Below are 14,006 nucleotides of genomic sequence, written 5' to 3' on the forward strand. Positions count from 1 at the left end.
CGGTGTCTCACCGACAGAAATTTCTTTCTACTTAAATCAGAAGCCGCAGATTAAAAAAACATAAATCTGCGCATCTGCGGCTAAAAATACTATGTGGTAAAATCAATTACCAGGTTGATAACTCCGCTCTACATGTTTCAACACATCTTCCTTATAAAACAAAACATCTTTAAACTGCCCTTTGCTATACATTAACGCCTGATCATTAAAATGTTTTGATGTCGGATCTCCGCTATTGCCACCAGCTAAAATAGATTTTGCTTTAATCCTTTTACCAAACTCAACTGCGCAAACAAAGCTATTTCCACTGTAACCGTAACGTTTATTCGTTTTAAAAGTAGTGCTGACAAAAGAACCCAATTGCCCCCACATTGCCGAGCCGAAGCCAACTGGAATACTCGGCGAATTATCATCATACTTTTCGGTAACAGCACCAGTTAAGCGTTGAAAGCGATTCACTTCTCCCCAAGCAATTTGCCATTTCCCAAAGCGTTTGGTTAAATCGGCAAGAGTAGCTTTTAAAGGATCTAATAATTCGTTTGGTCTTGCAACTTTGGCAAATTCTGTAGTAGCCTCCACTTGATCTTTATCTCCCGGATTAATGTAAACCTTACGTATCGCGGAATTTAATCTTGGCGCCCATTCAATGGCTAAAGTAGTAGCTTCAGAACTTTCTCCAGATCTATAATCCCAATCTTTTAGAATGGCAATTGGCGCTTTCAATTCTTCAATTAAAGGATCACTTTGTGGTAATTGTGCATACGCCTTTAATAAAGCTGGAATTAAAACTTCAAAACCAGGCATATAACTATCGTAGCCAGTGGCAATCACTTTGTCTAACGTATATTTTACAGGCCTATTCAATAATTTAACAGCAGCAACGCCTCTAAAATTCTCTCCGTCTGGAGCCATGTAAGTTGGGTAATTAGCCTTAATCGGACTATTTTTTCCTGCCGAGCTAAATGGAGTAGAATTACAGTTTTGTAGCCAGCCATTTGGCGGATTGTACACATGAACCATATCTTTCACTTGGTGTAAACCTTTCCAAGCCGTAGCTGAAATAGAACCATCTACTACCTCACTCCAATTATATTTCTTATCTCGTATTGGAATAAAATTCCCATGCCAATAGGCGATATTTCCTTGCGCATCTGCATAAACCGTATTGTTAGATGCATTTGCTTTTAAATCCATTGCTTTCTGGTAATCTTCAAAACTTTTAGCTTTGGTACGCACCCAGCTTTGCACTAAACTTTGTGTATTTCTATTTTTAGATTTTAAACTAATCCATTTGCCATCCCGTATCGCCATCACAGGCCCATTGTTAGTAAAATAAGTAGTAAAGCTTTTGGTTTTTAAAGTAATACCATCGCGGTAGTGGATAGTAACTTTTTTCTCCACTAGTGGAAATTTCTTTTTATCGTATTCGTAGAATAATCCCTTATCCGTTTTACTTATTTTTTCGGCATACATATCGGCAATATCCACATTGTTAGATGTATGCATCCAACCGCAATGTTCGTTAAAGCCTTGATAAACAAAAAACTGACCCCAAGTTACGGCGCCATATGCATTTAAACCTTCCTCACTTTGCATTTGCACTTCTGGCCTAAAATAAAATGTGGTATGCGGGTTGATATATAAAATTGCATTGCCCGATTCTGTCATTGACGGTGCAAAAGCAAATCCATTTGATCCACTTTGTTGATCTTTTATCACTGGAACATAAGCCGTTGGAGAATGATCGCCAGTATAAAATTTCTGAAGTTCCTGTAAGGTTAAATCTGCCGTATTAATTGCACCAATACTTCCGTCAGTCCATAATAAAGCGTACCAAGGTTTAAATCGATGTAATAATGCAGGTTTAACTTGTGGGTTTTTATACAAATAATAATTAATGCCAGCGGCGTATGCGTCTAATAATTTCTTAAGCCAAGGTTGTGCTTTTTGATAATCGGCCATAGCTTCTGTTGTGTCGATTAATAAGCGAATTTGCAAATCATTAAATAGACTTCGCTCACCATTAATTTCAGCTAATCTGCCTAATTTTTCTACATAATTAAGTTCAACTCTTTTAAAATCATCTTCACATTGTGCGTATAATAATCCAAAAACAGCATCAGCATCTGTTTTACCGTATACATGCGGAATGCCCCAATTATCTCTAATGATGGTAACTTTTTTGGCTTGCGCTTGAAATGAAGCTATTTCAGTTGATGTAAACTTTTGAGCAAAAAGAGAGAACGGCAATAACAACAAAAAGAATAATTTCTTCATGATAGGAGATTTAACAAATTGCGGAGATAGCTAAATTGAGAAATCTTTTTAAGAGAAAAGAATTTAAAAGGAAAAGCCGCAGATGCTCTTTGTCATTCAGAGCGCAGCGAAGAATCTCTTTTCTTACGAACTAAAAGATTCCTCGTTCCTCGGAATGACAAAGTAGTTTAAAACGCCTCTGCTAGACTAATATACATTCCACTTTGGCGTTTTTCATTTGCTTTTTTCTCTCCAATACCATAATCTAAGCGAACACTTAAACCTTTAGCGGTATCAAAGAAATAACGGCCACCAACACCATAATTAGGTTTTAAATCATCAAGAGAGAAATTGCCATTGGCGAAAACTTTTCCTCCGCCAGCAAAGGCAACAATACCAAACCTGTTCATAAAGCGGTAGCGTAATTCTGCTTGTGCTGCCAATAAATTTTCACCGCGATAGCGGCCAGTATAATAACCACGCATCATTTCGTCATTACCTAATTGTGGCAACAAGTAAAATGGTGTTTGCGTACCCTGCACAGTATGATACAAACCTTGTACACCTAAAACTACTTTTGGTGCTAACGACCAAAAATTACGCACATTTACCTTTATTTGACTGCCCGTAAAATTGCTACCGCCAAAAACATCGGGTGCATATTGATAGGTTATTCTGCCAAAAAACCCCTTTGTTGGGTAGTTGTTAGAGTTTCTAGTGTCATAACTTTGAGATAAACCAAGGTACATTACCGAGCCACCGGCTCTATCGTATAAAACGGGAGATGAACTATAAATGCCGCCAGTAATTTTATCGGTAAAAGTATAATTTTCAAATCCTAAAGAAAGCCCAGTATATGCATTTTTAACAAACGTTTTTTCTGCATCAAGTAAGATCTTTATTTGTTGTTGTACTAACTTGTCTTCATCACTTTTTTGAGTGTTATTACCTATGCCGTAAAAATTGAAAGGTGTTTTTTTAAATCTTAATTCTCCAATAAAATGATACGTGTTGCCAGGTGTCCAAGCATCACCTTTTAAAGCTATGTTATAGGTTTTTTTAGTAGAGTAAGATGCCGTTCCCGAGAAATTAGAGCTACGGTTAGTCGTGTCTTTTCTATCCATATAAAATGAATACAGCGCACCTAAACCAAATTCAAAACCTGTTTCTTGCGCATAACCTAATACAGGTATTGGCATAAAACTAGCTTTACGAGTAGTATCTTTTTCGTTGGATAATAATTTTTGAATTAGTTTTTTTTGCGCCCAAAGGGGATGAGCTAGCATTGCCAAAAGCAAAAAGAGGAAGATTTTTTTCATCGGTACAAATGTAGGATAAATTTACTTTGACAATCTTTTACAGATTGTCAAAGTTTGAAACGATTTGAGGCTAATAAATTTTGAAATGCTTTTTAATGTTTAATAGTGAATTTGATAGTCGCTAATATTAACTATTAGTTAATTCTTGCTCATCAGTAATTTTTCATCCCAGATTCACAAATACCTATTAAATGGATAACTGTTAAGGCGCATTTAGTCTGGGTTAGTTCGGACTTAGTTCGGAGTTAGGTCGGGGTTGGTTCGGACTTATGACAATTGTATCCGAACAAAGTGCGACGCAAGTCCGAATAGACTCCAATCCAATTATAATCCAGATATCATGACAATAACGAAATGGTTATTAACTATTAGTTAATAATACAAAGCTGTTCCGCTTTCAATTACCAATTGATGGGGTCTTGATAAATGAAGCGATTTATAGGTAATAAACTTTGTCAATCTGTAAAAGATTGACAAAGTATGGCGAAATGCTTTTTTGCAATTGCAATTTGCGTTAGGGATTGAAATGGAAATCCTTTTTGCTGTCATCCTGAGCGTAGTCGAAGGACAAGCAAAAAGATTGTAATGTAAAGCCCGCCCGAACGCCCAAACTCATTTTTCAATTAACAGTTAACAAATGAACTAATAACCAATGAACTTTCGGATTGCATTCGAAATATGTACTTTTGCATCCGAACAAAAAAATATACGAATGAGTACGACAAGAGGACCGATATCGAAATTTATGGAGACTAACTATCTTCATTTTAACGCTGCGGCGATGATGGATGCAGCTAAAGGTTATGAAACCCATTTAGATGAAGGTGGAAAAATGATGATTACCCTTGCAGGTGCAATGAGCACAGCAGAATTGGGTATTTCTTTGGCAGAAATGATTAGACAAGATAAAGTGTCAATTATTTCGTGTACTGGTGCAAACTTAGAGGAAGATATTATGAACCTTGTTGCACACTCTCACTATAAACGCGTTCCAAACTATCGCGATTTAAGTCCGCAAGACGAGTGGGATTTGTTAGAAAACCATTACAACCGTGTAACGGATACCTGTATTCCAGAAGAAGAAGCTTTCCGTCGTTTACAAAAACATATTCACAAAATTTGGAAAGATGCAGATGCTGCAGGCGAGCGTTATTTTCCGCATGAGTTTATGTATAAAATGCTGTTAAGTGGAGATTTGGAGCAATATTATGAAATTGATCCTAAAAACTCATGGATGTTGGCAGCGGCCGAAAAGAATTTGCCAATCGTAGTTCCGGGATGGGAAGATTCGACAATGGGAAATATCTTCGCATCGTATGTGATGAAAAAAGAATTAACAGCTACTACTATGAAAAGTGGTATTGAATATATGGGTTATTTGGCAGATTGGTATATTGCTAACTCTGCTGGTAAAGGAATTGGCTTTTTCCAAATTGGTGGGGGTATCGCTGGCGATTTCCCGATTTGTGTAGTTCCTATGTTATATCAAGATATGGAAATGGAAAATATTCCTTTCTGGAGTTATTTCTGCCAGATATCTGATTCTACGACTTCTTATGGTTCTTATTCTGGTGCAGTGCCAAATGAAAAAATCACTTGGGGTAAATTAGATATTCATACACCTAAATTTATTGTAGAATCTGATGCTACAATTGTGGCGCCATTGATTTTTGCTTGGATATTGAAGATGTAAGCTTTTGCCGCTGATTGGCAGATTAAGAATTAAATTCATGTCAATCTGAGCTTGTCGAAGATTTTTATATAAGCCCTTCGACAAGCTCAGGATGACAATCGATTATGATCCACGTACATGAAAAATTAAAATCTGCGCATCTGCGGCAAGCAAATCAACACCATATTTGCTTATTGTTTAACTTCCAAATTTTTTTCAAAAAGATAAGCGTAAGAGAATCAGCAGTATTTTAAAAATTGCTGGTTTTTTATCATTTAAAGCAGAAAATCTAATAATTTAGAATGATTATAAATTGTATTTCAGTGTCATTAATATGTCATTGGTATCTTAATAAATTTTACTTTTGTTCAAATCTTTCTGAATGGCTTAAGTCAAATCATCATCTAGATTTAAAATTAATTTCAAAAAACAGCATAAAATACTCATTATGAGGAATATCTCATTAATTTTTAAGAAAGTTTGGAAGTCAGCATTCGTTTTTGCGTCCTTATCTTTTTTAATTGTAACTGTTACTCAGGCGCAAGATGTAGTTGAGGGAAGAACATTGTTTAAAGATAAATGTGCTTCTTGCCACGCACTTGACCATGATATTACAGGTCCAGCGTTAACCGCAAAAGTGAACGAGCTTGATGAAGCGTTTTTAATCCCGTGGATTAAGAATAACGTTGCTTTGATCGCTTCTGGTAATAAACAAGCTATTGAAGCTTCTAAGTTTTCACCTTCAGAAATGAAAACTTTCCCTACATTAACTGATGATCAAATTAAAAGTATCATCGCTTACGCTAAGGTAGGAGAACCTAAGAAAGTTGCAGAAGCAGGTGCTGCTGTAAAAGACGAAGGTACTTCAAGTCTTTCTATTGTTGGTATAATCGCCATCATTATCCTATCTATTATTGTATTGGTTGTTTTAGGCCGTGCAGTAAAAATGTTAGAGCGTTTAATTCTACAAAAGCAAGGTATCGCAATTGTTGAAGAAGAAGGTGTATCATTAGCTACAGGCGTTAGAAGATTATTTAAAAACAAGAAATTTGTTGCTTTCTTCGTATTGTGCTTAATCATTGTATTAGGTTCTTTCGGTTGGATGGGTATGTGGGAAACGGGTGTACATACGGGTTATCAACCTGTACAACCAATTAAATTCTCACACGAATTGCACGCTGGTATCAATCAAATCGATTGTCAATATTGTCACTCTGGTGCATTTAAATCAAAAAACTCAACTATTCCTTCGCTTAACGTTTGTATGAACTGTCATAAAAACGTACAAGCTAGAACAGAAGACGGACAGATTTCTCCAGAAATTCAGAAAATATACAACGCTTTAGGTTACGATGCTGATAAACAGACGTACGATAAAGCTAAAGAAAAACCAATTGAGTGGGTTCGTGTTCACAACTTGCCAGATTTTGCTTACTTCAATCACTCTCAACACGTAGTAGTTGGTGAAGCAGCAATCAGAAAAGAAAAAGGTATTGATCCAAAAGATCCAGTATGTTTCGCTTGCCATGGTCCAGTAAATACAATGGAAGAAATTTATCAGTATTCTCCATTAACCATGAAATGGTGTATCAATTGCCATAAGGATGCAGATATCTCTGGTAAGAAAAATGATGCTTTCTATGCGAACATCATTGCAGCGCATGAGAAAATTAAAAAAGGCGAAAAAATTACTCCAGCCATGTTAGGTGGTTTAGAGTGTGGTAAATGCCATTATTAATTAATAGAGTTTAGTAAAGAACGTTCGATAAACAGTAATAGAGCTTAAATGGAAAGCAATAAAAAATACTGGAAAGGCTTAGAGGAGCTTAAAAACACTCCCGCTTTTGTTGAAAACAACAAAAACGAATTTGCAGAGCCACTTCCAATAGAAGATGTTTTAAGTGAAGCAGGATTAAGTACCGTTACCCCACGCCGCGACTTTTTAAAAGCCTTAGGTTTTGGGTTAGGTGCAGTAACCTTAGCAGCTTGTCAAACAACACCTGTACACAAATCAATTCCTTATTTAATTAGACCGGAAGAGGTTGTGCCAGGTATCCCTAACTATTATGTTTCGACTTTTAAAGGTCAAAGCGTATTGGTTAAAACGGTAGTTGGTAGACCAATTAAAATAGAGGTTAACCCAAATGCTGGTATATTTAGCACAGGTACAGATGCACAAGCGCAAGCTTCAGTGTTAGATTTGTATGATGTATCTAAATTAAAAGCGCCTTTGCTTAAAAAAGCAGAAACAACTTGGAGTAAATTAGACGAGTTTGTAAAAGGCGAATTAAACAAAGCACAAGCATCAGGTAAAAAAATCCGTATTGTTTCATCTAGCTTAAATAGCCCATCGGCTAAAGCAGTTGTTGCAGATTTCGCGGTTAAATATCCTACTACAAAACATGTACAATACGATGCTGTATCTTATACAGGTATCATCAAAGCAAATGAAAATAGCTTTGGTAAAGCAGTATTGCCAAAATATAACTTTGATAAAGCAGACTTAATTGTAAGTTTTGCTGCCGATTTCTTAGGAACTTGGATTAGTGGAGAAGAATTTACTGCTCAATATGTTTCTAACAGAAATCATAAATCGTTAGAAAAAGGTAAAATGTCTCGCCATTTTCAGTTTGAAACCGGAATGAGCTTAACTGGTACTAACGCTGATAGTCGTATTCCGATTAAATTATCTGAAGAAGGACCAGCATTAATTACCTTATATAATGCAATTACTGGCAGCAATTTAGCTGGTGGCACATTAGGTAACAACACTAATGCCGATAAAGCTTTAAAATTAGTTGCTAAAGAATTACTACAGAACAAAGGAAAATCTCTAGTGGTTTCTGGTTCTAATGATGTTTCTACTCAAACTTTAGTAAATGCTATTAACGTTGCTATTGGCAGTTATGGTACTACTATCGATTTAGATAATTCGAATAAACGTTACGAAGGTAATGATGCAGAATTTGCAGAATTAATTAATGAAATGAACAGAGGAGAAGTTGCTGCGGTATTCTTCTTAAATTCAAACCCTGTTTATGATGCAACTAATTCAAAAGCATTTACTGATGCATTAGCTAAAGTAGCTTTAAAAGTTTCTTTCTCAGACAGAGTTGATGAAACTTCTGATCTTTGTGATGCTGTTGCTATTACACCTAACTATTTAGAATCATGGGGTGATGCAAATACATACGAAGGTTTCTATTCTATAGTACAACCAACAATTAACCCAGTATTTAACTCACGTCAAGCAGAACAAAGTTTATTAATTTGGTCTGATGGAGCTGTTCAAGATTACTACAAATATGTACGTAACAATTGGGAAGCTACAGTTTTACCTGCTGCAGGCAAAACTTGGAATGATGTGTTACAAAGCGGAGTAGTTACTTTAACTGCAAAACCTGCTGGCGCTTATACATTCGCTCTTTCTTTAGATGCTGTTGCTACTTCAATTGCAAATAGCAGTAAAGCTTTAGCTAAAGGAAATGGAAAAGATACGTTAGAATTACATGTTTACGAAAGCATTCCGATGCGTGATGGTAAACATGCTAACAATGCATTCTTACAAGAATTACCTGATCCAGTTTCTAAAGTAACTTGGGATAACTATTTAGCTATTTCGCCGAAACAAGCTGAAGCATCTGGTTACAAAGAATTTGATGTTGTTACTATTAAGGATGAAAAAGGAACATCAATTGATTTACCTGTTTTAATTCAGCCAGGTCAGGCAATGGGTACTGCTTCTGTAGCTTTAGGTTACGGCCGTACTAAAGTTGGTAAAGCTGGAAATAACGTTGGTCAAAACGCTTTCCCTTTTGTAAGCTTTAACAACGGTACGTTGAAATATGCTACTGTAGTTAAGTTATCAGGAACTGGAAGAACAGATGAGTTAGCGCAAACACAAACGCACTATTCATTTGAAGGTAGAAATATTATTCGCGAAGCGAGTTTAAAAGATTACTTAAAAGACCCAGCTGCTGGATCTGGTAATCACCATAAACATAAAGTTTACGATTTATGGACAACAGATAAATACGAGAAATTAGGTAATGACTGGGTAATGGCAATCGATTTGAATGCTTGTACTGGTTGTGGTTCTTGTATTGTTGCTTGTAACGTAGAAAATAATATTCCTGTTGTAGGTAAAGATGAAGTTCGTAGACGTAGAGAAATGCACTGGTTGCGTATCGATCGTTATTACAGCTTTAACGATGAGAAAACAGGTGAGAATGTAACTGAAGAAAAAGAAATCGCTCACATGAGCAATTTAGATAATGTTTCAGTTGTTCACCAACCCATGTTATGCCAACACTGTGATCACGCACCTTGCGAAACAGTTTGTCCGGTATTAGCAACTGTACACTCATCAGATGGTTTAAACCACATGGCTTATAACCGTTGCGTAGGTACACGTTATTGCGCAAACAACTGTCCATACAAAGTTCGTCGTTTCAACTGGTTTAACTACTGGAATGATTCACGTTTCGATAACTACTTAAACAATGAGTTTACACAATTAGTATTAAATCCTGATGTGACTACACGTTCTCGTGGGGTAATGGAAAAATGCTCTATGTGTATTCAACGTATCCAAGCTGGTAAATTAACAGCTAAAATGGAGAAACGTGCACTAAAAGACGGAGATATCAAAATGGCTTGTCAACAAGCTTGTTCAGCTAACGCGATTATCTTCGGCGATAAAAACGATCCAAATTCAGAAGTATCGAAATTATTGCGTAGTGAGCGTACCTACTACGTTTTAGAAGAAATCAACGTACAACCAGGTATTGGTTATATGACGAAAATTAGAAATATAGATTCAGAAACTAAAGAAGTACACGCGTAAGCGCATACTTAGCAATATAAATTATGTCAGGACATAACGAATCAATTTTAAGAGAACCATTAATTACCGGTAAAAACATTACGTATGCTCAAATTACGGATGATATTTTACTACCGGTAGAAAACAAGCCGAACAGGGCTTGGTGGATTGGCTTTATCATCGCACTTTGTGGTGCTACACTTTGGGTAGTTGCCGTGAGTTATACTTTTTGGTTCGGTATCGGATCATGGGGTTTAAATAAAACAGTTGGATGGGCTTGGGATATCACCGGTTTCGTATGGTGGGTAGGTATTGGTCACGCAGGAACGCTAATTTCTGCAGTATTACTACTCTTCCGTCAAAATTGGCGTAACTCTATTAACCGTTCTGCAGAGGCGATGACTATTTTCGCCGTTATCTGCGCCGCAACATACGTAGTATCTCACATGGGTAGACCATGGTTAGCTTATTGGGTATTACCTTTACCAAATCAATTTGGTTCACTTTGGGTAAACTTTAACTCGCCATTAGTATGGGATATGTTTGCAATCTCAACTTATTTCTCAGTATCACTATTATTCTGGTATACAGGCTTATTGCCTGATATCGCGACGATTAGAGATAGAGCAGTAGGTATGCGTAAAAAAGTATATACTGTCCTTTCTTTCGGTTGGGCTGGTAATGTAAAAACTTGGCAACGTTTTGAGGCCGTATCTCTAATCTTAGCAGGTATTTCAACTCCACTAGTACTTTCGGTACACACGATTGTATCAATGGACTTTGCAACTTCGGTAATTCCGGGATGGCATACTACCATTTTCCCTCCATACTTTGTGGCTGGGGCAATTTTCTCAGGCTTTGCGATGGTGTTAACCTTATTATTGGTTGCACGTAAAGTATTAGGTTTAGAGAATTATATCACTATGTTCCACATCGAATCGATGAATAAGATTATCATCTTAACAGGTTCAATTGTAGGTGTGGCTTACTTAACTGAGTTCTTTATCGCTTGGTATTCTGGTTCAGAATACGAGCAATACGCCTTCATTAACCGTTCTACTGGTCCTTATTGGTGGGCATATTGGATGATGATGACGTGTAACGTAATCTCTCCGCAGTTGTTATGGTTCAAAAAAATCCGTACCAGCATTGCAGCTACTTGGATATTATCTATTGTTGTAAACATCGGTATGTGGTTTGAGCGTTTCGTAATTATTGTAACCTCTTTACACCGTGATTATTTACCATCAAGTTGGGCAATGTTTTATCCAACATGGGTTGATGTAAGTGTATTTGTAGGATCAATCGGAGTATTCTTTACCTTATTCTTATTATTCTTAAGAGTATTGCCATCTATCGCGATAGCAGAGGTAAAATTATTACTGAAGAGTGCGAGTGAGCAATCTAAAATGGAATTAATCAAAGACGGTCACTTGGATAAAGAACAAGTAGCTGAGTACATAGAGTCTTTAGATAAATTTGATAGTGTTAAACAAGAAGAATACGCAAAAATATAACAATGAGTAATATCAAATATATTTTAGGCAGTTTTGGCGATCCTGATGAAATGATGCATGGCATTGATAAATTACAGGAGAACAACATCAAAATTCATGATGTTTATACGCCAATGCCTATACACGGCATTGAAGCCAAATTAGGAGTTAAAAGATCTAGATTAGATATCGCTGCATTCTTTTTCGGTATTACCGGAACAATGACAATGCTAACTGGAGTTTATTTAGCTACAACAGTAGATTGGCCAATAAACATTGGTGGTAAAACTCACTTTGCTTTGCCAGATTTTATTCCAATAACTTTTGAGTTAACGATTTTATTTTGTGCTTTTGGCCTAGTAGGATCTTACTATGCATCTACCCACTTGTTTCCGGGAAGAGCACCAAGAGTAATGGATTTACGTGCAACTGATGATCGTTTTATCATTGCAATTGATGCAAAACAAAATACAGAGCATACTAAAATTGACGAACTATTAAAAGGTGCTGGTGCTTTAGAAGTAAAGCATAATGAAAGGAAGTATATTAGCTATGAATAAGAAGAGTATAGTTTACGGCACATTTATGGTGCTTGTTACTGTAGTGATGCTTTCAGCTTGTAGAGATAAACGCAGCACAGGCTTAGAGTATGCAAGAAACATGTATGATCCGATTGCTTACAATCAGGATCAACCAAACAAAAACTTTGCAAATGGAGCAACTGCACAAACTCCACCAGCAAATACAGATCCAATTGGATTTGTAAGATATGAGTACGCTAATACCAAAGAAGGTTATGAAGCTTCTGCAGCATTAGTGAACCCGTTACCTTTAACAGAAAAGAACCTATTAGAAGGTAAACACTTCTTTACCGTATTCTGTGCTCCTTGTCATGGAGATAAAGGAGATGGTCAAGGTCATATCGTAAAACTAGATAAAGGTATTTCAGGTGTTCCAGCTTATCATGGTGCTGACGCAGTTTCATCACGTGGTGGTGCAATGGCAACAATGCCTGCTGGTAAAATTTATCATACTATTATGTATGGTTTAAATGCAATGGGATCTCATGCTTCACAACTTACGCCAACAGAAAGATGGAAAGTAGTGATGTATGTTCAACAATTACAAAAAATAAAATAAGAAAAGCAGATTTAAATGGGAACTCATCATTATAATTTAAGTGAACAATTTGAGTTTACAGGAAAAGCAAAAATCCTGAGCATCATCGGTATCCTTGTGGGTATTGGAGCGATTGCTTTTGGTTTTATGACTGATGCGCATGAGCGTACTTTCGCGAACCTGTTACTAATGGCATACTATTTTGCATGTGTATGTATGTCTGGGGCTTTCTTTTTAGCCGTTCAGTTCGTTGCACAAGCAGGTTGGTCTGCATCTATACTTCGCGTACCGCAAGCAATGGCAAAGGTTTTACCTTTAGCTGTGATTATCTTATTGGTTGTTGTAGGCTTAGGTTTATATACACATAATTTATATCACCATTGGAATGCGCCAGGTATTACTGATCCAAATTCTGCTAACTACGATAAATTGATCGATGGTAAATCGGCATTCTTAAATGTGCCTTTTTTCATGGCAAGACAGGTTATCTTTTTAGGAGTGTATAGCATTTTTGCTGTGCTTTTATCAAAATGGTCTAACAATGAAGATTTAGAAGGTGGATTAAATTCATACCGTAAAAGCTTTAAATACTCATGTGTATTTTTAGTAATATATGGTTTTACTACACCAATATTTGCTTTTGATACGATCATGTCATTAGAAGCACATTGGTTTTCAACTATGTTTGGTTGGTATAACTTTGCTGCAATGTGGGTGAGTAGTTTAGCTACCATTGCTGTAATCATCATTTTATTAAAGAAAGCTGGTTACATGAGTTGGGTTAACAATAGCCACTTACATAACTTAGGTCAGTTTATTTTCGGTTTCTCTATTTTCTGGACGTATGTATGGTTTGCTCAATTCTTATTGATCTACTATGCAAACATGTCTGAAGAGACCGTATACTTCTACAAACGTTTTAATAACTATGAATCTTGGTTCTATATCAATTTAATATTGAACTTCCTTTCTCCATTGTTATTATTAATGGATCGTGATAACAAGAGAAGTGAGAATGTATTATTGGGAGTATCTATTGTGGTTCTTTGTGGACACTGGGTAGATTATTACCAAATGATTATGCCAGGTGTATTTGAGTTTGGACCAAAAAGTGGAAGTGGATTTGGAATTATAGAAATAGGAACAGCTTTAGGTTTCTTAGGTTTATTTACATTTACCGTATTAACTTCGCTAAGTAAAAAACCATTGATTGCTAAAAATCATCCGTTTTTACAAGAAAGTTTAAACCACCATCTATAATAGATAGGGTTTAGGATTATATAAATTAATATTATAAAAGTACAGCGTACTACTTTTAA

The 14,006-nt window shown here is 36.2% G+C and carries 9 protein-coding genes; 7 read left to right on the forward strand and 2 right to left on the reverse strand.

Annotation, left to right across the window (positions count from 1 at the left end; genetic code table 11):
* Positions 1-102: 102 nt before the first annotated feature.
* Positions 103-2,277 (reverse strand): penicillin acylase family protein, encoded by a 2,175-nt coding sequence (locus GM921_RS14180; RefSeq protein WP_182923286.1) that lies wholly within the window; start codon positions 2,275-2,277, stop codon positions 103-105.
* Between the two features lie 167 nt (positions 2,278-2,444).
* Positions 2,445-3,575: a BamA/TamA family outer membrane protein gene (locus GM921_RS14185; RefSeq protein WP_182923287.1), complete on the reverse strand. Its 1,131-nt coding sequence runs from the start codon at positions 3,573-3,575 to the stop codon at positions 2,445-2,447.
* A 712-nt stretch (positions 3,576-4,287) separates the two neighbouring features.
* Here GM921_RS14185 and GM921_RS14190 point away from each other — a divergent pair.
* The 7 genes from GM921_RS14190 to GM921_RS14220 all read left to right on the forward strand — a co-directional run bounded on the left by GM921_RS14190 (position 4,288) and on the right by GM921_RS14220 (position 13,947).
* The gene (locus GM921_RS14190) at positions 4,288-5,268 is read left to right on the forward strand and encodes a deoxyhypusine synthase family protein (RefSeq protein WP_182923288.1); all 981 of its coding nucleotides are present in this window, start codon (positions 4,288-4,290) and stop codon (positions 5,266-5,268) included.
* A 427-nt stretch (positions 5,269-5,695) separates the two neighbouring features.
* Complete coding sequence (locus tag GM921_RS14195) at positions 5,696-6,985, forward strand: c-type cytochrome (RefSeq protein WP_182923289.1); 1,290 nt, start codon at positions 5,696-5,698, stop codon at positions 6,983-6,985.
* A 48-nt stretch (positions 6,986-7,033) separates the two neighbouring features.
* Positions 7,034-10,093, forward strand: a complete 3,060-nt coding sequence (locus GM921_RS14200; protein ID WP_182923290.1) for a TAT-variant-translocated molybdopterin oxidoreductase — start codon at positions 7,034-7,036, stop codon at positions 10,091-10,093.
* Positions 10,094-10,116: 23 nt separating this feature from the next.
* Positions 10,117-11,589, forward strand: a complete 1,473-nt coding sequence (gene nrfD, locus GM921_RS14205) for an NrfD/PsrC family molybdoenzyme membrane anchor subunit (RefSeq protein ID WP_182923291.1) — start codon at positions 10,117-10,119, stop codon at positions 11,587-11,589.
* A gap of 2 nt (positions 11,590-11,591) precedes the next feature.
* Positions 11,592-12,128, forward strand: a complete 537-nt coding sequence (locus GM921_RS14210) for a DUF3341 domain-containing protein (RefSeq protein ID WP_182923292.1) — start codon at positions 11,592-11,594, stop codon at positions 12,126-12,128.
* Positions 12,100-12,708, forward strand: coding sequence for a c-type cytochrome (locus GM921_RS14215; RefSeq protein WP_182923293.1), 609 nt, complete (start codon positions 12,100-12,102; stop codon positions 12,706-12,708). Before GM921_RS14210 ends, GM921_RS14215 begins: the two co-directional genes overlap by 29 nt.
* Positions 12,709-12,723: 15 nt before the next feature.
* Positions 12,724-13,947: a quinol:cytochrome C oxidoreductase gene (locus tag GM921_RS14220; RefSeq protein ID WP_182923294.1), complete on the forward strand. Its 1,224-nt coding sequence runs from the start codon at positions 12,724-12,726 to the stop codon at positions 13,945-13,947.
* The last annotated feature ends 59 nt before the right edge of the window (positions 13,948-14,006 follow it).

This window comes from Pedobacter planticolens, from assembly GCF_014172375.1.
Lineage (GTDB): Bacteria > Bacteroidota > Bacteroidia > Sphingobacteriales > Sphingobacteriaceae > Pedobacter > Pedobacter planticolens.